18 protein-coding genes and 2 pseudogenes are annotated in these 22913 nt (G+C 65.6%); 8 read left to right on the forward strand and 12 right to left on the reverse strand.

Annotated features, from left to right (window positions below):
- Positions 1-6: 6 nt before the first annotated feature.
- Entirely contained in the window at positions 7-453 is a 447-nt protein-coding gene (locus MMSP_RS15845; RefSeq protein WP_036426590.1) for a DMT family transporter, read from the forward strand.
- Between the two features lie 101 nt (positions 454-554).
- On the opposite strand, the gene MMSP_RS15850 is transcribed toward MMSP_RS15845, so the two are convergent.
- From MMSP_RS15850 to MMSP_RS15865, 4 genes and pseudogenes are all read right to left on the reverse strand, one after another.
- Positions 555-2654 (reverse strand): NAD(P)H-binding protein, encoded by a 2100-nt coding sequence (locus tag MMSP_RS15850; RefSeq protein ID WP_020787447.1) that lies wholly within the window; start codon positions 2652-2654, stop codon positions 555-557.
- A 121-nt stretch (positions 2655-2775) separates the two neighbouring features.
- The gene (locus MMSP_RS15855; protein WP_020787448.1) at positions 2776-4260 is read right to left on the reverse strand and encodes an acetyl-CoA acetyltransferase; all 1485 of its coding nucleotides are present in this window, start codon (positions 4258-4260) and stop codon (positions 2776-2778) included.
- Positions 4261-4345: 85 nt separating this feature from the next.
- Positions 4346-6791: pseudogene (locus tag MMSP_RS15860) on the reverse strand (CaiB/BaiF CoA transferase family protein).
- 102 nt (positions 6792-6893) lie between these two features.
- A complete protein-coding gene (locus tag MMSP_RS15865; RefSeq protein ID WP_015355520.1) occupies positions 6894-7403 on the reverse strand; it encodes a GNAT family N-acetyltransferase in 510 nt (169 codons plus the stop codon).
- Positions 7404-7546: 143 nt separating this feature from the next.
- On the opposite strand from MMSP_RS15865, the gene MMSP_RS15870 reads away from it, so the two are divergent.
- From MMSP_RS15870 to MMSP_RS15885, 4 genes and pseudogenes are all read left to right on the forward strand, one after another.
- The gene (locus MMSP_RS15870) at positions 7547-8404 is read left to right on the forward strand and encodes an SDR family oxidoreductase (RefSeq protein WP_020787452.1); all 858 of its coding nucleotides are present in this window, start codon (positions 7547-7549) and stop codon (positions 8402-8404) included.
- A gap of 45 nt (positions 8405-8449) precedes the next feature.
- Complete coding sequence (locus tag MMSP_RS15875) at positions 8450-10852, forward strand: phosphoketolase (protein ID WP_015355518.1); 2403 nt, start codon at positions 8450-8452, stop codon at positions 10850-10852.
- Between the two features lie 172 nt (positions 10853-11024).
- Positions 11025-11690 (forward strand): annotated as a pseudogene (locus tag MMSP_RS15880) (MOSC domain-containing protein).
- 297 nt (positions 11691-11987) lie between these two features.
- Entirely contained in the window at positions 11988-12752 is a 765-nt protein-coding gene (locus tag MMSP_RS15885) for a CPBP family intramembrane glutamic endopeptidase (protein ID WP_036426592.1), read from the forward strand.
- A gap of 6 nt (positions 12753-12758) precedes the next feature.
- On the opposite strand, the gene MMSP_RS15890 is transcribed toward MMSP_RS15885, so the two are convergent.
- From MMSP_RS15890 to MMSP_RS15915, 6 genes are all read right to left on the reverse strand, one after another.
- Complete coding sequence (locus MMSP_RS15890; protein WP_036426594.1) at positions 12759-13787, reverse strand: zinc-binding alcohol dehydrogenase family protein; 1029 nt, start codon at positions 13785-13787, stop codon at positions 12759-12761.
- A 65-nt stretch (positions 13788-13852) separates the two neighbouring features.
- A complete protein-coding gene (locus MMSP_RS15895; RefSeq protein ID WP_020725276.1) occupies positions 13853-14149 on the reverse strand; it encodes a GlsB/YeaQ/YmgE family stress response membrane protein in 297 nt (98 codons plus the stop codon).
- Between the two features lie 155 nt (positions 14150-14304).
- Positions 14305-15285 carry an alanine and proline-rich secreted protein Apa gene (locus MMSP_RS15900; RefSeq protein ID WP_020787457.1) on the reverse strand — a complete coding sequence of 327 codons (981 nt, stop codon included), beginning with the start codon at positions 15283-15285 and terminating at the stop codon, positions 14305-14307.
- A gap of 86 nt (positions 15286-15371) precedes the next feature.
- The gene (locus MMSP_RS15905) at positions 15372-16493 is read right to left on the reverse strand and encodes a sulfate/molybdate ABC transporter ATP-binding protein (RefSeq protein WP_011740881.1); all 1122 of its coding nucleotides are present in this window, start codon (positions 16491-16493) and stop codon (positions 15372-15374) included.
- A gap of 183 nt (positions 16494-16676) precedes the next feature.
- Positions 16677-16862: a hypothetical protein gene (locus MMSP_RS27565; RefSeq protein WP_015355512.1), complete on the reverse strand. Its 186-nt coding sequence runs from the start codon at positions 16860-16862 to the stop codon at positions 16677-16679.
- Positions 16863-16873: 11 nt separating this feature from the next.
- Positions 16874-18331 carry an NAD(P)/FAD-dependent oxidoreductase gene (locus MMSP_RS15915; protein WP_020787458.1) on the reverse strand — a complete coding sequence of 486 codons (1458 nt, stop codon included), beginning with the start codon at positions 18329-18331 and terminating at the stop codon, positions 16874-16876.
- A 189-nt stretch (positions 18332-18520) separates the two neighbouring features.
- On the opposite strand from MMSP_RS15915, the gene MMSP_RS15920 reads away from it, so the two are divergent.
- Positions 18521-19354, forward strand: a complete 834-nt coding sequence (locus tag MMSP_RS15920) for a class I SAM-dependent methyltransferase (RefSeq protein WP_020787459.1) — start codon at positions 18521-18523, stop codon at positions 19352-19354.
- A gap of 11 nt (positions 19355-19365) precedes the next feature.
- Here MMSP_RS15920 and MMSP_RS15925 read toward each other — a convergent pair whose 3' ends face one another.
- Entirely contained in the window at positions 19366-20160 is a 795-nt protein-coding gene (locus tag MMSP_RS15925) for an ABC transporter permease (protein WP_020787460.1), read from the reverse strand.
- Positions 20161-20169: 9 nt separating this feature from the next.
- Positions 20170-20934 (reverse strand): molybdate ABC transporter substrate-binding protein, encoded by a 765-nt coding sequence (gene modA / locus MMSP_RS15930; RefSeq protein ID WP_015355508.1) that lies wholly within the window; start codon positions 20932-20934, stop codon positions 20170-20172.
- 286 nt (positions 20935-21220) lie between these two features.
- Between modA and MMSP_RS15935 the strand changes: the two genes are divergently transcribed.
- Together MMSP_RS15935 and MMSP_RS15940 are read left to right on the forward strand one after the other, a co-directional pair.
- Entirely contained in the window at positions 21221-21898 is a 678-nt protein-coding gene (locus MMSP_RS15935) for an SDR family oxidoreductase (protein WP_012394441.1), read from the forward strand.
- A 50-nt stretch (positions 21899-21948) separates the two neighbouring features.
- Positions 21949-22872: an LLM class F420-dependent oxidoreductase gene (locus MMSP_RS15940; RefSeq protein ID WP_012394440.1), complete on the forward strand. Its 924-nt coding sequence runs from the start codon at positions 21949-21951 to the stop codon at positions 22870-22872.
- Positions 22873-22913 lie beyond the last annotated feature (41 nt).

Here is a 22913-nt window from a genome sequence, read left to right on the forward strand (position 1 = left end):
AGAGTTATGAGTGCAGGCTGGATTATCCCGTTCATCATCCTGGGCGGAGCTCTACAGACATGTGGAGCTGCGATGAATGGGCAACTGTACAAACACATGATCAACCCATGGCTGGCATCAGCGATTTCGTTTGCGCTGATCACGATATTTTTCGTGGGCGCATTCCTCATCATGCCCAACCTGCTACCCACCACCAAGGACATCGCCTCGATGCCGTGGTGGGCCGTGGTCGGCGGCCTCGTCGGAGCGGTGCAGGTCTATGCGGGCCTGACATTGGTCAACAAGGTGGGCGCGGGCACGTTCATTGGGGTCACGGTCACAGCAGCACTCATCATGTCGTTACTGATCGATCATTTCGGCTGGCTCCGGGTGGACGCTCATCCGCTCACCCTGTGGCGGGCCCTCGGCGGTGCGTTCCTGGTTTGCGGGGTGGTATTGGTTGCCAAGTTCTAGCGGGCGACCGTCCTGGTGGCCGTGGGCGCGCCAAGGGCCCACCGTTGCGATCGCCGGATTGATGGATCACCCGGGCGGTGTCTGGAATGTCCGCGACGATGTCAAAGCGCGGGATTCCAGTTGCCGTCAATCACTTCGGGTGGGTGCTGAGCCTGTAACCGTTCCCGTTCGGTGCGTCGGCGCTTGATTCGTAGCCGCGCATCGGCCGGCATGGTTACCAACTCGTCGGCGGTCAAGTAGTAGACATCATCGATGGTGTCCATCAGATCGGCCGTTACCCGACGAGATGCCAGTTCGCGCAAAGTCATCCGGAGGTCGTGGGTGAACCGGATGGTGGTGTCATGGGCGAGTTCGCGCGAACCGCGGGCACTGGCGGCCAAGCGCTGGGACAAGGTCGGCGCCGCCGCCGGTGTCGCGGGTGCTGCTGCGGCTTTGGCCGCCGCTGTCAGCAGCAGCGCCGGATCGTCACCGAAAGACGGGTTGGCCAGCTCCGCTTCGCCGCAACCCCGATGCGCGAGCCGGGCAACCGTAGCGTCAAGTGCGGCGGCCGCTGATGCCGATAGGGCTCGGATGCTGTCGACGTTGCCGTCGCGGGCCAGCGCACACAACGGAGCATCGGCGCGCAGGATTTCGGTCAGCGCCGCGGTCTCCGCGGCGATACGGCCGCTTTCCATGATCACGCCGACACCGGAGACGCTGGTTCCGGCCCGGGTGTGCTCGAGCGTTGCGGCGGTAACACCTGTATCGATGACCCATAGCGCCGTGAGGATCCAGCCTTGGTGAATCCGGTCCCGTAACAATCGAATCCGAACTTCCAGGCTGGCGTCGGGCAGCGTAGAGAGCTGCTCGGCGCCAACGTGTTCGTCAGCCGCCGCGGTCACGTAAGCCTGCGTATCAGCACGGATATGACGTAACAGGGAAAGCGACCGCGCCGTCACCAGCACCTTGGCCGCCGACCGCAGGGGTCCACCGGTCAGCTGGGGCCGGCCGAACGGCAGCAGCTCGGTGACCTGGGTGTTACCCCCCAATGCTTGCTGGGTGACTGCTCGCTCATTCCAGCCGGGCAATTGGGTCGCGGCGACGAGATTGGCCGACACCCCAACATAGGGGCGATGACCGAACACCGCGATAGCCCGGCTCCCCCACTCCTCGGCGACCACGTCGCCAACGGCGAGCACTTGGCCCATCGCTCGCCCCGCCGCGCGCAACCCGCTCATCTGGACGTCCAGGGTCATCGGGGTCAGCGGCCCGGGCAGCGCCTCGGCGAGACTGGCCGCGCTGAAGACTGGGAACCGCGGGTCGATCCGGTCGTCGAACTCGCCCTCCAGCCCGTCTGGTGCCGCGGAATCCAGGGCGGTCCCGTCGGCGGGCGTCAGTCGCGGTGTCGGCTCCACCGGTAGCGCCAACTGGGCCGAACCGATGGTTGCACCGGCGGGATCTAGTCTGCGCCCGACCAGGCCACGGCCGGTATCGACGATCGCATCGGTGGCCTGCCACCCGTACTGAAAGTTCCAATCTTCCTGTGCTGCAGCGATATCCATCTCAGGGATGAACTGTGACCAGCCTTGAACCCGGTGCGGCCGCAACCGCGGGTCGACTGATCCGAGCAGCCGCCACGCGGTGACCACGTTTGTGGTGTCGGGCGTGGCCAGGTCGACGACACCATTGCGGTCGGTGTCCAGCGCCAGAACCAGGAACCGGACCAGATCGTCGAGGTGCAGTACCCGCATCGGCCGGGCGGAGACCTTGGAGCGCATCAGGGTCGCGACCGTGCGACACACCATCCAGTCGAGCTGGCGGCCGACCGGCGGTGCAATGCGGATGACCAAACTCGGTGCCCAACCGGTCGACACCAGTGTCTCGGCTTGTTGATAAAGCTCCGGTGAGCCCGCGGCCTGGGACACGAACAGCAACCGGGCGCCGGCGCGGGCCGCAGCGTTGCTCACGTGTGCCAAGCCGGTGATGCCCGCGGCACCCGGCGCGCCCTTCTCGACAGGGGCGAGGTGAATCACCGCGTCCGCTTCGCTGGCTAACTCCAATAGCACTGGGTTGCGCAGCGATGCGCAAACAAAATCGACGTTGGGATCCAGGTAGTCGTGTGGGTGGGAAGATATACCGCTTACGGTGTGTCCCGCAGCGATCAGCTGACGTGTGACCAGCCGCCCGATCGCTCCCGCGGCGTCGGTAACCAGGACGTGCACCTTACTCACCTCCCCCAACGCTTTCCATCACAATAGGCATGTTGGCCCCATTTGCGCGACACTTGAGTCTCGACCGTGACACTTCGGTGCTGGATGCGCCCGCTATTACCGGTGCGGCCGGTTACCGCAATGTCGCGTTGCCATCGGCAGCGATGGCAACCTTTGCCCCGGCGATGTCCTCATGCACGGTGGCATTGGCCGATGCGGGATCGGTGATCACGCCTAAGGTACGCGCCCCGGTGGGCGTGCGCACGGCGACGAAGGCCTTCTCGGGTTGCCCGTCTCTGGTGAAGGGCGTTGTCCAGGCCTCGACGGCGCCGACGCCGTCCCATCCGACCAGGGCGGCCCGGGTGGGCTCGCGGTCCACCAGCGGTTGCACGTCTTCCCAGCGGAACTCCGCGGGTGGCTCGGTGCCGTACACGCCGATGCTGTGCTTGGTCAGGTAGCCGCCGTTGGCGGTGATCAGCCCGCGCCGGCCGGGGTTGGCCGCCAATAACTCGGCCATGGTGGCAATCGAATGTGTGACGTAGTTGTTCCACGGGCCCCCGGCAAAGGTCAGTCCGCCGGTGACGGTCAACGGCCGGTCGGCATCGTCGACAGGCAGCCCGAGTTCGTGTGCGGCAACCTGCATCGCGGACGGGAAACACGAGTACAGGTCGACGTAGTCGGCATCGTTGATGCCCAGACCGGCGAGTTCCAACGCGCGTGCCCCGGCAATTCGGATGGCCGGCGACTGGTGCAGTTCGGCGCGCTCGGCAATCGAGAAGGTGTCGTGCGCCTCGGTCCCAGTCTGCGGGTAGACCCAGCGTTCGGTGGGCACCCGCAGCCGTGTCGCCTGCTCGACCGACGTGAGGATCAGGGCGGCGCCCTGGTCAACCATGTTGTTGGAGTTCATCAGCTTGGTGTAGGGCCAGCTGATCATCCGGTTCTGCGGGCCGGGCCGACAAATCTGTTCGGCAGTCATCGGGGTGCGGATCCAGGCGTGCGGGTTATCCACCGCGACCGCGTTGAACCCCGCCCACAGTCGGCCGACTCTGCTGCGGTGGTCCTCGATTGACTCGCCGTTGGCGATGCGTAGCGCCTGCTCGAACATCGGATAGACGTAGGCGGGCCGATCCAGCTTGATTCTGATTTCGCTCTCGCCGGCCATCGGCACATCCTGGCCGGCGACCCGCGGCAGCGGAACGGATTCGTCCTGAAGCGTCCAGGTCAGTCGGGCGCCCTTGGACTTCAGACCGGTCCTGGTCCGCCACGTCTCGGCGCCAGCGATCAACACCACCCCGGCTCGACCCCGCTGTACGTCCAGGCACGCCTGGCTGACCAGAGACTGCGGTGTGTTGCCGCCGACGCTGCTGTAGCTGGTGGTGAAACCACTGGCCTGCAGCCGCTCGCCGAGCAACTGGCCGGGATTGCGGTAGTGCGCCGAGAGCACGCGGACCACGCGAATGGAGTCAACGGCCGCGAGCACCCGGGAATCGGCCGCCTGCTGCGCCGCGGCGAGCATCAGATCGACAGGCTCGACCGACGGCATGGTGGGGTCGATTTCATCGCGGTAGTTGACCTGGCCGTAGCCGATCAGCACCGGCGTGCGGGGGTCTACGGCCATGAATCGAACCTAGCGCCGCCCCTCGCCGGCCACCGCACGTCGCGCTCGACCTCGGGCCGGCGGCGCAATCGAGCGAGCGAAGGCGTCACCGGCTTTCCCCGGAGCCCTGCTGTTCGGTGGCCAGCTGCTCGGAGTTAGCCGACGGGGCGAACAGCACGCCTTCGGTGATCAGGAACTCGATTTCTTCCGGGCTCATGTCCAGCAGCTCAGCGCAGATCTCTCGGGTGTCCTGACCCGGCTGCGGCGCGGGTCGTTGTGGTGACTGCGGGATATGGCGAAACGGCGCCGGGCCGGTCTCCGCGGGCAGCGGGCGTGCGATGAGCGGATGGGTCATGTCGCGGAACAGGTTTCGCGCGATTAGTTGCGGGTCCTCCAGAAGGTCCGGCGGGCGGTTCATCGGGCCCGCTGCAATCCCTGCCGCTTGCAGCGCCTGGGCCGCCTCGAATGGGGTGTGGTCGGCGGTCCAGGCCGACACGACTGCGACCAATTCGGCGCGATTGGCCATGCGCGACTCGGCCGAGGCGAAGCGCGGGTCATCGGCCAGTTCGGGTTGGTCGATCAGTTTCGCCGCACAGCGCCATTCGTTGTCCGAGCAGATGGTGACGACGCACCACTCGTCGTCACCGGCGCAGGGGCATACCGCGTGCACACTGAGGTCATTGCGGACTTCGGCGATGCCGGCGGCCAGTGCGGCCTCGGTGACGAACAGGGTGTCGAGCTGATTGACCACAACTTCGGCTTGCGAGATGTGTACGTGGGCTCCGGTACCGGTGCGGTGACGGTGGATCAGCGCGGCCAGCGCCAGGACGGCAACGATTCGCCCGACAACGTGGTCGGGGAAAATTGTCGTGGCGTCCTAGAAGGCATGCCGGGAACCGTCGGTAGCGGCGTCTTCGGATGTCCACACCCGGGTCACGCCGGTGGTGGCTCGCACCAGCGGGCCGTATCCCAGCCGGGTACTCCAGGGGCCGCGATTACCGAACGCGCTGCTGCCGGCGAGCACGATGTGCGGGTTGAGGGCATGGAGGTTGGCGTAATTGAAGCCCAGCGAGGTCAGGGTGCCCGGCTTGAAGTTGGCGAACACGGCGTCGGCCGCGGCGACCAGGCGACCGAAAATTTGCTTGCCCTCGGGGCTGCGCAGGTCGAGGCCGAGCGCACGATGATTACGGTGCGTCCAGGCAAACGACTCACTCATCGCGTCACCGGCACGGGCCTGTCGTAGCCCGTCGGGGTAGTCGGCGCTTTCGACCTTGATGACCTCGGCGCCCAGGTCGCCGAACAGCCGGCTCAGCTCGCCCCCCCGCGACGATGATGCCCAGATCGAGAATCCGCAGCCCTTCGAGCGGGTAGCCCCCCACGCTGGCCGTGCTCGCAAGCTCCGGAGCCGGGTCGGCCAGCCAGCGCGGCTGGTCTTGGCCCACGGCGGGTGCGGGAGTGTGAAACCCCGCCCGCTGCTCGTTGACCACGAAGTATCCGGTGGGGACCTTGTTATGCACCCCGGGGACCAGTTCGGCCTCGGTGATGGCTCCCACCGCCTGGAAGTGTTCGGAGGCCAGAATCCGCGACGGTGTGAGGACGGCCGCAATCGGGACCCCGTGGGCTTGGCCGGCAGCCACCAGCTCCTTCATCGTCTGGGGGGCAAACAGCGCCGCAACTAACTCACTGATCTGCGGCCAGGCCGCGAAACGAGCACCGATCACGTCGTACTTGGGATCCTGAAAGTCTGGTGGTTCCCCCAGCCAGCGGCGTAGGCCGCGCCACTGGCGCGGCGCCATCACGCACAATCGCACGTACCCGTCCTGGCACGGGTAGATCGGGTAGGCGTCCTGGTTTTTCGGGCGTCCCCGCCACCGCGCACTGCTTCGGATGCCGGCCGCGACCTGCCCGTGTGCCCCGAATGCGGGATCAAGAGCCATCACCACCGCATCGAAGCGCGAGAAGTCGATGTAATCGCCGGTACCGCAACGCAATTTGTTGTAGTAGGCGGCCAGCACCGACCAGGTCGCCTGGACCGCGGCTGTCGCCGAAGCGATGCCATCTGGCGGCAATACCGGGGTGCCGGTGGTGGGCCCTGACCGTGATAGCGATCCCGACATCGCGTAGAGCACCGCGTCGGTTGCCCGCCACGACGATCGCGGACCCGATGCACCGAAGTCGGTGAACGACAGCACCACCAGGTGGGGGCAGCGATCGGCTAGCTCCACACACGATGTCCCGTAGCTGCTGGCCTGCCCCGGCAGACCGCTGTCGACGAGGATGTCGGCGCCGGCGGCCAGCTCGAGCAGCCGTGCCCGGTCGGCTGCGTCGTTGGGGTCCAGCACCACGCTGCGCTTGTTGGCGTTGTGCACGGCGAACGGAATGCTGGCGCCCGCCAGCGTGGGCGCTTGGTTACGTCCGGGGCTCCCGCCGGGCGGCTCCACCTTGAGGACGTCGGCGCCGAGGTCGGCGAGCAAGCGCGCGACCGTGTCGGCGGTACCGCCGGACAAGTCCAGGACGCGCACCGCGGCGAGCAGCTGGTCGGCCATTTGCATACCGTAGCCGCCGGGTGGCAGCGGGCTCCGCATCAAACGGACCGCCGACCGGCCAAGCGCATCGGTGCGGCCTCGGCCAGTCGATGATTCCGCGCCGGGCGGCTAGGTCAGTGAGCAGCGGTAGCGCATTTGGTCGACCGGGGTGTCGCCGATGATCTCGGTGCGACGCGTGCCGTCGAAATTCCATCCATCGCGTTCATAGAAGCGCCGAGCGCGGGCATTGCCATCCAGGACCCATAACACGGCTGCGGTGACGCCAACCCGCCGCAGCCGTTCCCGGGCGGCAGTCATGAGCAACCGTCCGACGCCGGTGCAGACATGCTCGGGATCGACATAGATCGCCCGGAGCTCACCGAAGTTCGACAGCTCCGTGTCGCGGGATAGACCGGTGGTGGCCAGGCCGCGGATCGCCGAACCGTCGACCGCCACCTGGATGGAGGGTAGTCGCAACCCCATCCGGCCAACGGTGTAGCGGTCGACCCAGTCTTGCGGGCTGAGATTGTCGAGGTAATCCTGGGAAATCAGTCCCCGGAATGCCCACTGCCACGAACGCACATGCACCCGGGCCACGTCATAGGCATCCTCCGGGGTGGCTGCGCGGACCTCGATCATGGTTGCAGTATCGAGACTGTCTGCCGCTATGGCCATTCAATCGGCGTGCGCGCCCATCACCAGGGCCATTTGCGCAGCGGAGCCGTCAGTGCTGTGCTTGGCGGGTCGACTAGTTGACACCCGTCAAAGTCGGGGAGGGCGAAATGGCAGATTCGACAACCATCGGCGTCAGGGTCCGGGACAAAGTCATCGTGATCACCGGCGGTGCACGGGGAATCGGGCTGGCAACCGCGACCGCGCTGCACAAGCTGGGTGCCAAAGTCGCGATCAGCGACGTTGACGAACCCGCTGTGAAGGAGGCCGGCGCCGACCTCGGCCTCGAGGTGTACGGCAAACTCGATGTCACCGACCCAAATTCCTTCTCGGACTTCCTCGATCAAGTCGAGCGCCAACTCGGCCCGCTCGACGTGCTGGTGAACAATGCCGGCATCATGCCTGTCGGGCGGATTGTCGACGAGCCGGATTCGGTGACCCGGCGCATTCTGGACATCAATGTCTACGGCGTCATGGTGGGCAGCAAGCTGGCGGCTCAGCGAATGGTTCCCCGCGGGCGGGGCCACGTCATCAACGTCGCATCGCTGGCCGGCGAGATCTACGTGGTGGGCCTGGCCACCTATTGCGCAAGCAAGCACGCGGTGATCGCATTCACCGATGCCGCCAGGATCGAATACCGCACCACCGGGGTGAAGTTCTCCATGGTGTTGCCGACCTTCGCCAACACCGAACTCGCGTCGGGGACGCCGGGGATGAAAGGGTTCAAGAACGCTGAGCCCTCTGACATCGCCGACGCAATCGTCGCGCTGGTGGCCAATCCCAAGCCTCGCGTGCGGGTCACCAAAGCGGCCGGCGCCATGATCGCCTCGCAGAAGTACCTCCCCCGCTGGCTGTCCGAAGGCCTCAACCGACTCCTCGGGGGTGAGCATGTCTTCACCGACGACGTCGACGCCGCCAAGCGCGAGGCCTACGAGGCCCGCGCCCGCGGCGAAACCGGAGAAAGCTGAGCGCCGTCAACGGGTTGTTCATCGACGGCACGCACAATCGATGAGATGAGCCCAGAAAATCGTGCCACCAGCGAACCCGCTCCCCTGTCCGACGACGACCTGGCCCTCATTGACGCCTATTGGCGCGCCGCCAACTACCTGTCGGTCGGTCAGATCTATCTGCTGGACAATCCACTGTTGGCCGAACCGCTGGTGCCCACGCACGTCAAACCCCGGCTGCTGGGTCACTGGGGCACCACCCCCGGCCTCAATCTGATCTACGCGCACCTGAACCGGATAATTCGCGAGCGCGACGCCAACGTCATCTACGTCACCGGGCCCGGCCACGGGGGGCCCGGACTGGTGGCCAATGCGTACTTGGAAGGCACCTACAGCGAGGTGTACAGCGCCATCGCGGAGAACACCGACGGAATGCGGCGGCTGTTTCGCCAGTTTTCCTTTCCGGGCGGGATTCCCAGCCATGTCGCGGCGCAGACGCCCGGGTCCATTCATGAGGGCGGCGAGCTCGGCTACGCGCTGGTGCATGCTTACGGCGCGGCCTTCGACAACCCCGACCTGGTGGTCGCCTGCGTGGTCGGTGACGGTGAAGCCGAGACCGGTCCACTGGCGACAAGCTGGCATTCGAACAAGTTCCTCAACCCCGCCATCGACGGGGCGGTGCTGCCGATCTTGCATCTCAACGGCTACAAGATCGCCAATCCGACCGTGCTGGCCCGCATTCCGCATGACGAGCTCGAATCGCTGTTGCGCGGCTACGGCTACCGGCCCATCACGGTGGCCGGCGATGATCCGCCCCGTGTGCACCAGCAGCTGGCCGGCGCGCTCGACGAGGCGTTCGACGAGATCGCCGCGATTCAGCTCGCCGCCCGCACCGGCGGCGATATCAAGCGGCCGGTATGGCCAATGATCGTGCTACGCACCCCCAAGGGCTGGACGGGGCCAAAAGTCGTCGACGGCAAGAAGGTCGAGGGCACCTGGCGATCCCATCAGGTTCCGCTAGCTGACACCCACGACAACGCGCAGCACCGTGACCAGCTTGAAGAATGGCTGCGCAGCTACCGGCCCCACGAGCTGTTCGACGATCACGGCAAGCTGCGAGCGCAGCTGCGGGCGATGGCTCCCAGCGGCAATCGACGGATGAGCGCCAACCCGCACGCCAACGGCGGGCTCTTGTTGCGTGACCTCGATCTGCCCGACTTCCGCGACTACGCGGTGCAGGTCAACAGCCCGGGCACCGAAATCCACGAAGCCACTCGGGTACTCGGGACATTTCTGCGCGATGTGATCAGGCGAAACCCGGATCGATTCCGTCTGATGGGTCCGGATGAGACGGCGTCGAATCGGCTCAGCGCCGTATTCGAGGCAACCGGCCGAACCTGGCTGTCGGAGACCACGGCCGATGACGACCACCTTTCGGCCGAAGGCCGCGTGATGGAGGTGCTGTCAGAACATCTGTGTCAGGGCTGGCTGGAAGGTTATCTACTGACCGGCCGCCACGGCATGTTCGATTGCTACGAGGCCTTCGTGCATATCGTCGACTCGATGTTCAATCAGCACACGAAATGGCTTTCCACCAGCCGGGAGCTGCCGTGGCGGCGGCCGATCGCATCGCTGAACTACCTGCTGAGTTCCCACGTGTGGCGGCAGGACCACAACGGCGCTTCCCATCAGGATCCCGGGTTCATCGACCTGGTCGCCAACAAGCGTCCGGAGGTGGTCCGCGTCTACTTGCCGCCGGACGGGAACACCTTGCTTTCGGTTGCCGACCACTGCCTGCGTAGCCGCAACTACGTCAACGTCATCGTCGCCGGCAAGCAGCCCGCGCTGGCTTATCTGGATATGGACGAGGCCATCGCGCACTGCACCCGGGGACTGGGCATCTGGCAGTGGGCGAGTACGGCCAGCGGCGAGCCCGACGTGGTGCTGGCCTGCGCGGGAGACATTCCGACGTTGGAGACACTGGCGGCCGCCGATATCCTGCGTCGCGAACTGCCCGACCTGGGTGTCCGGGTGGTCAACGTCGTCGACATCATGCGTTTGCAGCCGGAGTCCGAGCACCCCCACGGCTTGCCGGACCGCGAGTTCGATGCGCTGTTCACCCGCGACAAGCCGGTCATTTTCGCCTACCACGGCTATCCATGGCTGATCCACCGCCTTGCTTACCGTCGTGCCAACCATGCCCGCATCCATGTGCGCGGGTTCAAGGAGCGAGGCACCACGACTACGCCGTTCGACATGGTGATGCTCAATGACCTGGATCGCTTCCACCTGGTGATCGACGTCATCGACCGGGTGGTGGGCCTGTCCAGCCGGGCTGCGGTGCTGCGGCAGCGGATGGCCGATGCGCGCCTGGCAGCGCGCCAGTACACGCGTGAGCATGGTGAGGACGACCCGCGAATTGCGGATTGGGCCTGGGAGCCGAGCGAGCAGAGCGAGCTTGGCGAGTGATGGGAGCGAGGCGACCTGTTGGGTTTGGGAGCCGAGCGAGCAGAGCGAGCTTGGCGAGTGATGGGAGCGAGGCGACCTGTTGGGTTTGGGAGCCGAGCGAGCAGAGCGAGCTTGGCGAGTGATGGGAGCGAGGCGACCCATGCTTCGGCGCTAGCCTGTGTAGGTGGCGCATGTGTTGACGGTCAACTTGGCTCGTACCCGGGCGAATCCCGACGTGCGTTCGACGTCGGAATTGACGGGTATCGACAAAGTGGCGGCGGATGAGGCGGTAATGGTCCGTGCCCCCGGGCCCATGCAAGGGGGCCTGGGGAGCGGTCTGGTCGGGGACACCATCGGCAATCACAACTTCCATGGGGGTGACGATCAGGCGGTGTACGCTTACTCGTGAGAAGACCTTGACGCGTGGGAGGCGCAACTGCAGCGCACCCTCACCAACGGAATCTTCGGCGAAAATCTGACGACCTCGGGCCTCGACGTCACTGGCGCGCGGATCGGGGAACACTGGCGTATCGGCGCCGACGGCTTGGTGCTGGAAGTCTCCGCGCCGCGGGTCCCGTGCCGCACGTTCGCGGCGTTCTTGAATCTGAAGCAATGGATCAAGACCTTCACCCAGGCCGGCAAGCCCGGCGCCTACTTACGGGTGATCTCGCCGGGAACGGTGCGCGCCGGCGACACGATCACCGTCGACCACCGGCCTGATCACGACGTGACCATTGGGCTGGTATTTCGTGCTCGGATGGCTGAACCCGACCTGCTTCCCAAGCTGCTGGCGGCAGATGCGCTGCCGGCGGAAATCAAGGCGGATGTGCGCCGTCGGCTTGCGTCCAACACTGGCTGAGCGCGTCGGCCTCGGCGACTGTGAGCAAGTAGACACTCGACGTGCGTCGGTGCGCATACGACAGCAAGGAATCACCGGTGAGCACGGCGCCGCGGGGCGGCCCGATCCTTTCGAGCTGCTGTTGGCCCCGCCGAGTTTGTAAGGGTTGTCTGCCCTTTCGGTGATGCGGGCCGAGGAGACGAGCGGGCGGCCGCATCTCGCGGCCGCCCCGGTTGCCCTTGCCTGCAGTTGGCCGGTACCGCTGGCGCCGACGAAAAACGGAGGTGGACGACCGCCCCGCAGGTAGAATCGGTCGGCATGCGTGACCATGCGACGACGGCCCCTCACCCGGATGCGCTAGTGACGCAGCTTTCCGCGCTGCACAGGTTGCGTATCCACCTTGATGTCGCGGTTGTTGTGGTGGTGTTGGTGCTGACAAATCTTATTGCGCACTTCACCACGCCGTGGGCGAGCATCGCGACCGTCCCGGCGGCCGCGGTCGGGCTGGTCATCCTGGTGCGTAGCAGGGGTCTGGGCTGGGCCGAGTTGGGGTTGGGGCGGGAGCACTGGAGATCTGGGATGTTCTACGCGCTGGCCGCGGTTGGCCTGGTGGTCCTGGTGATCTCGGTAGGTGTGCTGTTGCCGATGACTCGGCCGATGTTCATGAACAACCACTACGCGACGGTTTCTGGCGCCGTGATTGCCTCTATGGTCATCATCCCGCTGCAAACGGTCATCCCCGAGGAGCTCGCCTTCCGCGGGGTGCTGCATGGGGCGCTGAATCGGGCTTGGGGATTTCGCGGGGTGGCGCTGGCGGGATCATTGTTGTTCGGACTTTGGCACGTCGCGACGTCGCTGGGACTGACCAGTAGCAACGTCGGTTTCACCCGGTTGTTCGGTGGCGGGATAGTCGGGATGGTCGCCGGCGTCGTCTTGGCGGTCCTGGCCACCGGGGCCGCCGGCTTCGTCTTCAGCTGGTTGCGCCGCCGCAGCGGAAGCTTGATCGCGCCGATCGCCCTGCATTGGTCGCTGAACGGCGTGGGTGCCCTGGCGGCCGCTGTGGTCTGGCACCTGTCGAGCTGAACCTCGTTACACGATCAACACCGCGGCGCCGGCGATGCGGCCCGCGCTGAGGTCGCTGAGCGCGCGGTCAGCCTGCCCGAGCGGGTATTCGGGCGTGGTGACCTCGATATGATGCTGGCCCGCAAAGTTGAGGAAAGCCCGGGCATCACCGCGGGTGTTGGACGTCACCGACCTGATCTGACGTTCCTGGAACAAGTGACGCTGATAGTTCAGCGGCGGGATGTCGCTGAGATGAATCCCGGCGACCGCCAGGGTGCCACCACGGTCGAGGCCCGCCAGAGCCGGCAACACCAGCTCCCCTACCGGGGCGAACAGGATCGCGGCATCCAACCGTACCGGTGGTGGGTCGGCGGCCCCCTGAGCCGATGCGGCGCCAAGCTCGAGTGCCAACTCACGCGCCTCGGCTCCACGGGTCATCACATGCACCTCGGCTCCCTGGGCCAACGCGACCTGTGCGGTGATGTGCGCGCTGCCGCCGAACCCATACAAGCCCAACCTGCCGCCGGGTGGTAGTTCGGCCCGCAGCAGGGAGCGGTAACCGATGATGCCGGCGCACAGCAGTGGGGCCAGCTCGCTATCGCTGTAGCCGCTGGGCAGATGGTGGGCAAACGCCGCGGGAACGGTGGTGAATTCTGCGTATCCCCCGTCAGCGTCCCATCCGGTGTAGAGGGACTTCGGGCACAGGTTCTCATCGCCACGGCGGCAGTACTTGCACACCCCGCAGGTGTGGCGCAGCCAGGCGATGCCCACCCGGTCGCCGACGGCGAACTCGTCGCCGGCCTCGGCCCCTACTTCTACGACCTCTCCGACCACCTCATGTCCCGGCGTCACCCGCTCCCGGTGCACCGCCAGATCGCCCTCGGTGACGTGGAGGTCGGTGCGGCACACGCCGCATGCTCGCACCGCCACGAGCAGTTCGGAGGGCGCCGGTCTTGGTACTTCGACGTTCACCCGCTCCAGCGGGCCGGTGTCGATGGGACCGGGCCGGCGCACCTGCCATGCGCTCATCGTCGGGGTACTCGCGGGTGCGGCCATCAGTCCATGATGACGCTATCGCCAGGGACGGCTCGACCCGCCACGGTCAGCAGGGATCCAACGCGCTAGTGGCGGGCCTTGCCCGCGATCCAGAGCAGGATCACCGAGCCCAGGATCGCGGTGAACAAGGTGAACCACCAGCCGCCGGCGGCGGTGTCGACAAAGAAGCTCAGCAAGAAGCCACCGATCAGCGCGCCGACGACGCCGATCACGATATTCATCAGAATGCCGGATCCGGCGCCTTTGACGATCTTGCCGGCAATCCACCCGGCGAGCGCTCCGATGATAATGTAGCCGAGCCAGCCGACACTGGTCAAGGTGCTGGAGCGAGCCAGGAATTCGGTAGCTGCCATGACGTCCATCGGGATCTCCTTGCAATCACTGGCAAGGTCCAACTGCGGTGTCGGACCGTGACTTCGGTATACCCCGTTCGGGTAACGATGGGGATGCGATTCTGCGAAGCCAAGAATATCCCCGCCTAGTTGGCGGGGACTATCTTGTCAGGGGCAGTACGGCCTTAGGTCGGTTGTGTTCGCGGTGCTGGGGCGACGGTCGGAGCCACCCCAGCGGCCGGCGCGGGAGCCGGTGCGGGGACGGGTTCCGGCGCGCCCGGTTGCGGCGCGGGCTCACCCGGCGCAGGCGCCGGTGCCGGTGCCGGTGGTGGCATCCACGGCCGGATCGACTCCGCCAGTACCTTCGCCGCACCCTTGTCGACGGGGTCATTCGAGGTTCCCAGCCAGACCACAAACCAGCGCTGCGGCGGTCCTTCGTTGGGCGTGCTGCCCGCGGGAGTGCCGACTACGCCGGTCCAGATCTGTCCGTTGGGCTTGGACTCATCGCTGAACTTCACTTCGTAGTACGACGCGCTTCCGGTTGTCCCGTTGGCGTTGAGCGGAATGGTTTCCTGATTGATCCGGGTGCCGGGATAAGGCATGAAGAACTCACCCATATCCGATCCCAGCCGGACGGCGGCCTTGGGATTGGTGGCCTCCGCGCTGGCGTAGAGCTTCTGGTCCAACCGCCCCAACACGACTCGCGTGTCGTTGGCAATCGGCGGGGCCTGTCCTGGCATGGGTGGCTCGCCCGTCATCTTGCTCAGCAGCGCCGACTCGTAGTCGAGGTGCGAAGCGTCGGACTCGACCCAGCCCGCCGGAACGACGAAGCTGAAACCACCGACCGCATTGTTGACCCGCCCGGGCTCCGGTGCATTCGGGTCAACCACCGGTGGCGGTGGGGCGTTGGGGTCAGCTGGTGGTGGTGGTGGGGCGTTGGGGTCAGCTGGTGGTGGCGGTGGGGCGTTGGGGTCAGCTGGTGGCGGTGCGGCATTGGGATCCGCCGGTGGCGCCGCGGTGGTCGACGGTGCCGGCGCAGGCGCCGGGTCGGCGCTGGCGGTCGCCGGAAGGGCAATGGAGACAACGCTGGCACTGCTCACCGCTGCGAGCGCTAGCGTTGTCCAGAGTCCGTGGCGACGTCGCTTGTTGGGGTCCACCTCACGCATGGCGACGAACCTACCGTGTTATGGCCGCGAAGCAAGGATGGCCTGCCCATGTCTTCGCTGATCGTGACGGACCCGGTGGCAATCCCCTAGCGGGCTACCTGGCGGCGCAATGCTTGATGTAACGCCACCTCATGAGCCTTGACGCTGAACCACACTCGCGCCCCGGGCGTCAGCTTCAACTCGGCGGCAGCGTCGACGGTGATGCTCGCGGCCAGGCCGGGCAAGCCGTCGGGCTGGTCCTCACTGCGCACCAACACGGCCGGCCCACGAGTCTGTAGATCTGCCACGGTCACCTCGGCCGTATTGCGTGGGCTGCCGTGCGGCGGTTCGAGGTGCACTGCCACCGCGGTCGGCGGGAACACGGCGATGGCGTCTTGCCCAAAATCGAGCGCTTCATCGAGGTCTCGGGCCGGTGTTCCCCTCCATTGGCTACCGAAGCGGGTGTGCAGGGACCCGTCACGGCCGATGGTGCCGCTGACCAGGTTGACCCCCGCGATGCGAGCTCCGAAATTGCTGCGCGGCGCGGCCAGTACGTCGGCGGCCGCGCCGATTTCGGAGATCCGACCGGCCTCGAGAATCAGCACCCGATCGGCCAGTGTGCATACATCGAGCAGGTCATGAGATATCAAAATTACGGCGCATCCGCTGTCGACCACCATGGCGCGCAGCACCGCCCGGATGGCCGCGGCCGCGGCGACATCGAGTCCGGTCAGCGGCTCATCGAGCAGCAGCACATCTGGTTCGGCCGCCAGCGCCCGGGCGATGGCGACGCGCTGGACTTGGCCGCCGGACAGCTGTCGCGGCCGGCGATCTACCAACTGCTCGGCGCCCACCTTGGCTAGCCACCGCAGTGCCGATTCGCGTTGCTGGCGGCGACCGGAGCGCAACGTGCCGCGACGGTGATGTGGACCGAACGCCACGTTGGCGCCCACGCTCATGTGCGGGAACAGCAGCGGGTCCTGCAGCAGCAAACCGACTTTGCGGTCGTGGGTTGCCACGTCGATGCCCGCGGCGGTATCGGTCAGTACCCGCTCGCCTAGACGAACCACTCCGTTGTCAGGGCGAACCAGCCCGGCGATGACGTGTAAGACGGAAGACTTTCCGGCGCCGTTGGGCCCCAGGATCGCCAGCACCTCGCCCGCCGCCACCGAGAACTCGACGTCTAGACGACGGTCCGCAACGACCGCGCGAAGCTCTAGCGCGCTCACACCGCGCCGTCCCGTGTCGGCGGCACCGTGCACGCCTGAATTCTGCGAATTGCGCCTGACGTCACGACCCGCGAAATCCGCGCCATACTGTCGGCACTGGGCACCCGATTTGCCCACCACTACGACGCATGCTCACACCCTAAGTGACGGCGAGCATGACCGATGGCCGGTCGCCGCGAGCGGCTAGTGGTGTCCGCTGAAGATGATTCGCATCATCTTCAGATTGATGCGGACGAATCGCCACATCTGCACCGGAAGATTCTGCCGCATGCGCAGTTTGGCTCCGGTGGGTAGTGGGGCGTCGGCAATGCGTTCGGCGGTCCGGACATCCACGTCTGAGCCGCTTTTGTCCGCGTCTGTAAGGTCCATGGAAGCGCCTTTCATTCAGGGATCAGCCACCAGAACGGCCTGGCCTTGGCCTTGTAGATGAACAGGTAGTGCAGCAGCACCTTGATCCAGTGCCCCGCCAGGCCAAGCTCACCGGAGGTGCCGCTGATGTCGCGGCCGGTCTGCGGGTAGCGCACCGGGTCGGGCACGACCGGAAACATGGTCATCGCGGCCGCCGAACCCTCACGCAGGCCGGTTCCGGCCGAGGCGATGCATGCGGCGCCCATGGTCGCCATCGAGGCTTGGTGGGCCGGACTCGCGGCGTTGTTGGTGATGCGATCGCGAATGGTCTCGGCCACGGTCTTGGCCATGATGCCCGACGGCATGCCGGTTCGGGGTGGGCTGGGGGTGATCACCGTCCCGGTAACGCTCTTGCGCGGTTTGGAGATTGGGTGCGGCGGCGCGAACGCGATGCCGGGCGCGAAGATGTTCGGATAGGCCACGGATTCGTAGCTGTGTGGCCAGTCCTCGGCGGTCCACTCGTCGTAGGGCTTGCCCGAATAGTCGGCGTCGACCTTGAGGAAGCCCGATGGCGCGAACAACGTGGACGTGATGTCGTTGCCGTCCCGGTCGTAGGCGGCCAGGCTGGCGCCCCTAAATGGTGGCAGCAGCATCGCAAAGTCAAAGTCCAGATCGTGTTCTTTGCCGTCGAGCTGTTCGTAGCGCAGCTTGCCGTCCATCACCTCGTGCACGTGGGCCTGCGTGATCGCCTTGACGCCACGTTCGCGGAATAGCGATTCGGTCCACAGCCGGCTGGACTGCATGAATCCCTTGTCGACGAATCTCATGCCGTCGACCCCGAAATCACCCAGCTCGTACTCATTGGTCAGATAGATGACCTCGGCCAAGTCGCGCACACCGGCGGCGCGCAGTCGATGTTCGACGTTGAAGGTGTACTCGAACGCTGCCCCTTCGCAGGTGCAGGTGCCATGCCCGACACCGATAACGAGGCGCTGCCGCTGGCCGGCCCGCAACTTGGCGATGACCCCGTCGAGCGCCTTGGCGGCCTCGGTGGCGTGGTCGGCAGTACACACCGAATACGAGTGCCCCTCGGGACCGAGGCCCGGCGTCGCCGCGAAATTCAGCTGAGGGCCGGTCGCATTGATCAAATAGTCGTAGCTAAGGCTGCCGGTCTCGCCGCGTCGCCCTTCCTCGGTGTACGTGAAGTCCACCGACGGTGTCTGCTGTTCACCGGTGCCCTCGGGCCGGATAGCGGTTGCCAACGCCTGGTGAAAGACGATGCCTTTGCGCTGGTAGATCGGTTTGAGGGGAATCAACACCTTCGTCGGTTCCATCCGCCCCACGCCGACCCAGATATTGGATGGAATCCAGTTCCAGTCGGCGTTCGGAGAGATAACGACGATCTCGTGTGCGCGGGGAAGCCATCGGCGCAGGTGCAGCGCGGCGGTATGGCCCGCGATGCCGGCGCCGAGGATAACGACTCGTGCCATTGGTCGCTCCTTGATTGAACTCAACTACAGCTGAGGTAGCTAGCCGTTCATCATTCTATACCCCCTAGGGTATTTTGTTAAGTGGTATCGACGATCGGATGTCCAGTGCGGCCACCGACGCAATCTGGGGCTACCCGCATTGCGCGCGCGGCATGGAGTCCTCCGGCGCGGCTTGGATAAGTTGTGTAGGTGGGTCATTCAGATAACAACGTGAACGCCGGAATGCTGGGCGGTGTCTCTGAAACCGCATTGCTGACCCTCAACGGCAGGGCTCACCAAGCCGCCAAGCCGAACCCGATCATCGATGACCCGATGGCGATCAAACTTGTTGAATCCATCGATTTCGACTTCGAGAAGTTTGGACGCCGCGGCCAAGAGATGGCGTTGCGATCGCTGGCCGTTGATCGGTGTGAGATCGCATACCTCACCAAGCATCCGGGGGCTACCGTGGTGGCGCTCGCGGAGGGCTTTCAGACCGGGTTCTGGCGGGTGAGCAATGCGCTACCAGATACGCAATTTCGTTGGGTATCGCTCGATCTGGAGCCCGTAATGGAACTGCGGCGGCGCCTGCTGCCGGATTCTGCGCGCGTCACCAACCTCGCACAGTCCGCCTTGGACTACACGTGGATGGACAAGGTCGACTCGCGCGCCGGCGTCTTCATCACCGCCGAAGGTCTACTGATGTACCTGCAGCCCAATCAGGCAATGGAGCTGATCAGTCAGTGCGCCAAGCGCTTTGCCGGTGGACAGATGTTCTTCGACCTGCCACCCACCATCGTCAAGCGGGTTGCCCCCAAGGGTATGCGTGCCTCCAGGCGCTACCGCGTTCCGCCGATGCCATTCAGCCTGTCGGTGAACCAGCTCGCGAGGCTGGTCGACACCGTGCCCGGAATCCGCGCGGTGCACGATGTGCCGATGCCCGAAGGCCGCGGGCTGTTCTTCAGGACCCTCTACCCCGCCCTGTGGCGTTTCCCGCCGATCAAGCCATTCCGCGGCGCCTACGTCCTGCTCGAGTTCGACTGACCCACCCGAAGCTACCCCGCCTGGCCGCCGGTCAATCGGCGCGCCCCCAGGCTCAGAACCACCAGCGCGGCCACCGCGACCAGCAGCAGTGACAATGCGATCGCCGCGTCGGGATCATTCACCCGCTGCAGGTAGATCTCGAGCGGCAGCGTGCGGGTGACACCTTGGCGGGATCCGGCGAAAGTCAAGGTTGCGCCGAACTCCCCCAGCGACCGGGCGAAGGCGAGTACAGCACCGGACACCAGACCCGGCATCAGTAGCGGCAGCGTGACCTTCCACCAGACCGCGCTGGGCCGCGCTCCCAGCGTCGCCGCGACAACTTCATAGTCCGCGCCCGCGGTGCGCGCCGCTCCCTCGAGCGATACCACCAGGAATGGCAGCGAGACGAACGTCTGCGCCAGCACCACGGCCGTCGTGCTGAACGCGATCGTGATACCGCCCGCCTCTAGGTAACGCCCGATCAGGCCAAGTCGGCCGAATGCGTAGAGCAGCGCGATACCCCCCACTACCGGTGGCAGCACCAGCGGCAGCAGGATCAGCGGCCGCATCAGCCGCATGAGCCGCGCCCGGCTACGGGCCAGGACCAGCGCCATCGGCACGCCCAGGAGTACGCATATCGCGGTGCTCGCCGAGGCGGTCTTCAAGCTCAGCACGAGTGCCGTCCGAGACGACGTGCTGGTGATCAGGGACCAGAAATTCGGCCAATCGACCTTGGCCGCCATCGCGACCAGCGGCAGAATCACCAAACCCATCCCCGCGGTAGCGGGTAGGTAAACCCAGCGGGGCAGCTCCGGTGGTCCGTGCATATCGGCTCGTCAGGGCTTGGCGAAACCAGACTGATCCAGGATGCGGCGTCCTGTCTCGGCCGTGACCATGTCGACGAATTTACGCGCCAGCCCCGGTTGGGGGGCGTTGCTGAGCACCGCGATGGGATAGACGTTCACCGCGGGTGCGGCCTGGGGAAACTTGATAGTGCTCACGGTGCTTCCCGCGCTCATCGCATCGGTGAGGTAGACCAGCGCGGCGTCGGCTTGTCCGGTCGTGACCTTGTTGAGGACATCGGTAACGCTGAGTTCTTCACTAACCGGGTTGAGGTGGACCCCGGTGCCGTCTTCGATGCGCTGCGTGGCCGCGCCACAGGGCACCTGCTGCTGGCAGACCACAACGGTTAGATCCGATCGAGAGAGGTCGGCGAACGATCCGACGTGCTTCGGATTGCCCGGCGCGGTGACGATGACCAGTGTGTTGGAGGCGAAGTTCGTCGGATCTGCGGCGAGCAGACCGGCTTTGGCGACCGTGTCCATCTGAGCGGTGTCCGCTGAGGCGAAGACGTCCGCGGTGGCGCCCTGGGTGAGTTGGGTGGCCAACTCGGAGGAACCGGCGAAATCGAGCTCGACACCGACGCCCGGGTTGGCGGTCTTGAACCGTTCACCTATCTGGGTGAAGGCGGTCTTCAGCGATGCCGCGGCAAAGATCGTGATCGAGCGAGCACCTTCGGCCGGCCGTGACGGCGAACCGCAGCCCACCACCCAGACCAGCAGCGCCGACACCATGCCGGCCAGCATCCCGACCCGAGTCACCGGTCAAACCTAGCAGCGACCTCGGAGGCTTCTGCCAGCGAGAACGGGCGGGTCCGTTGCTGACGAATCGTTACCCAAATCATCTGCTCGGCGCGACCGCGCGGAGTTTCGTCAAATTGCTACTGTCCAGTAACATGGGTGCGGATTGATGCCATAACATGCTGAGATCCCAGGCAACAATCCTGTGGTGTGTGACCATCGGGACGATGTTTTCAACGCGCCGAGTGGAAACATAAACGCTGGTGAAGTGCCAGGGTCTGGGTTCAACGGTGAACACGAGGAGGTCATGGCAGTGGAGGTGCTGGTCACCGGCGGCGACACCGATCTGGGACGCACAGTAGCCGAGGGCTTTCGCGACGACGGTCACAAAGTGACTCTTGTCGGCGCCCGGCGCGACGATCTCGAGGTGGTCGCCAAGGAACTCGACGCAGACGCGATCGCCTGCGACATCACCAATCCGGCCAGCCTGGCAGAGGTGCGCGGGTTGTTCCCCCACCATCTGGACACCATCGTCAACGTGCCGGCGCCGACCTGGGATGCCGGCGATCCGCGCACCTACTCGCTGGCGGACACCGCCACGGCGTGGCGCAATGCACTGGACACCACCGTGCTCTCGGCGGTGTTGACCGTGCAGTGTGTCGGCGACCATCTGCGATCTGGCGGTTCGATCATCAGCGTGGTGGCGGAGAACCCACCAGCGGGCAGCGTCGACGCGGCGATCAAGGGTGCCCTGTCGAATTGGGTCGCCGGGCAAGCCGAGATCTACGGCACCCGCGGCATCACGGTCAACGCCGTGGCTTGCGGACGCAGTGTGCAGGCGGGTTATGAAGGGTTGTCGCGCACGCCGGCTCCGGTGGCCGCGGAGATCGCCCGGCTGGCGCTGTTTCTCACCACCCCGGCGGCTCGGCACATCACCGGCCAGACGCTTCATGTGAGCCACGGCGCGCTCGCTCACTTCGCCTGAGGCAATTCGGTTCTCTTGGCTTTTCGGAGCCGATCGCTACGGTAGAGCCCGTGGCTATCCGGCTTGGTTTCCAGATCCCGAGTTTCTCCTACGGTACCGGCGTCGACAAGCTTTTTCCGTCAGTCATCGCGCAGGCGCGCGAGGCCGAGGCGGCCGGCTTCGACTCGCTTTTCTTGATGGACCATTTCTATCAACTGCCGATGTTGGGGACACCGGACCAGCCCATGCTGGAGGCCTACACCGCCCTGGGCGCGCTGGCCACCGCTACCGAGCGGCTGCAACTGGGCACTCTGGTGACCGGCAATACGTACCGTAACCCCGCGTTGTTGGCAAAGATCATCACGACGCTGGATGTGGTCAGTGCCGGACGTGCGGTCCTCGGCATCGGCGCTGGATGGTTTGAACTCGAACACCGCCAGCTCGGCTACGAGTTCGGCACCTTCACCGACCGATTCAATCGGCTCGAGGAGGCGTTGCAGATTCTTGATCCGATGATCAAGGGTGAGCGTCCGACCTTCTCCGGGAGTTGGTACCAAGCCGAATCGGCGATGGCCGAACCCCGTTACCGTGACCGCATCCCGATCTTGATCGGCGGCGGGGGTGAGAAGAAGACCTTCCGCATCGCCGCCCACTGGGCCGATCATCTCAACATCGTCGCGGCGCTGGATGAATTGCCTCGCAAGATGGATGCCGTCGCCGCCCGATGCGAGGAAGCGGGGCGGGATCCATCAACACTGGAAACCAGTGTGATGCTCACGGTGGTGGTCGACGAGAAGGCCAAGGTGGAGCGCCTTCCCGCAGAGACGAGCAGGCGCATGGTGACCGGCAGCCCGGCACAGATCGCCGATCAGGTGCAAACCAAAGTGCTCGACACCGGCATTGACGGCGTGATCATGAACCTCTCCGCGCACGGCCACTCCCCCGGCCTGATCACCACCGTTGCCGAGGCACTGCGCCCGCTGTTGACCGGGTAGGCCGCTCAGGGTTTGTGCGATGAGCCGCCGGTGGGAGGGCG

This window comes from Mycobacterium sp. 012931 (assembly GCF_000419295.1).
Classification (GTDB): domain Bacteria; phylum Actinomycetota; class Actinomycetes; order Mycobacteriales; family Mycobacteriaceae; genus Mycobacterium; species Mycobacterium marinum.

What these genes read in the sequence shown, in the direction of transcription:
- MMSP_RS15845 (WP_036426590.1), top strand. Translation starts at nt 7, where the DNA reads ATGAGTGCAGGCTGGATTATCCCGTTCATCATCCTGGGCGGAGCTCTA.
- MMSP_RS15855 (WP_020787448.1), bottom strand. Translation starts at nt 4,260, where the DNA reads ATGGCCGTAGACCCCCGCACGCCGGTGCTGATCGGCTACGGCCAGGTC.
- MMSP_RS15865 (WP_015355520.1), bottom strand. Translation starts at nt 7,403, where the DNA reads ATGATCGAGGTCCGCGCAGCCACCCCGGAGGATGCCTATGACGTGGCC.
- MMSP_RS15870 (WP_020787452.1), top strand. Translation starts at nt 7,547, where the DNA reads ATGGCAGATTCGACAACCATCGGCGTCAGGGTCCGGGACAAAGTCATC.
- MMSP_RS15875 (WP_015355518.1), top strand. Translation starts at nt 8,450, where the DNA reads ATGAGCCCAGAAAATCGTGCCACCAGCGAACCCGCTCCCCTGTCCGAC.
- MMSP_RS15885 (WP_036426592.1), top strand. Translation starts at nt 11,988, where the DNA reads ATGCGTGACCATGCGACGACGGCCCCTCACCCGGATGCGCTAGTGACG.
- MMSP_RS15890 (WP_036426594.1), bottom strand. Translation starts at nt 13,787, where the DNA reads ATGGCCGCACCCGCGAGTACCCCGACGATGAGCGCATGGCAGGTGCGC.
- MMSP_RS15895 (WP_020725276.1), bottom strand. Translation starts at nt 14,149, where the DNA reads ATGGACGTCATGGCAGCTACCGAATTCCTGGCTCGCTCCAGCACCTTG.
- MMSP_RS15900 (WP_020787457.1), bottom strand. Translation starts at nt 15,285, where the DNA reads ATGCGTGAGGTGGACCCCAACAAGCGACGTCGCCACGGACTCTGGACA.
- MMSP_RS27565 (WP_015355512.1), bottom strand. Translation starts at nt 16,862, where the DNA reads ATGGACCTTACAGACGCGGACAAAAGCGGCTCAGACGTGGATGTCCGG.
- MMSP_RS15915 (WP_020787458.1), bottom strand. Translation starts at nt 18,331, where the DNA reads ATGGCACGAGTCGTTATCCTCGGCGCCGGCATCGCGGGCCATACCGCC.
- MMSP_RS15925 (WP_020787460.1), bottom strand. Translation starts at nt 20,160, where the DNA reads ATGCACGGACCACCGGAGCTGCCCCGCTGGGTTTACCTACCCGCTACC.
- MMSP_RS15935 (WP_012394441.1), top strand. Translation starts at nt 21,221, where the DNA reads ATGGCAGTGGAGGTGCTGGTCACCGGCGGCGACACCGATCTGGGACGC.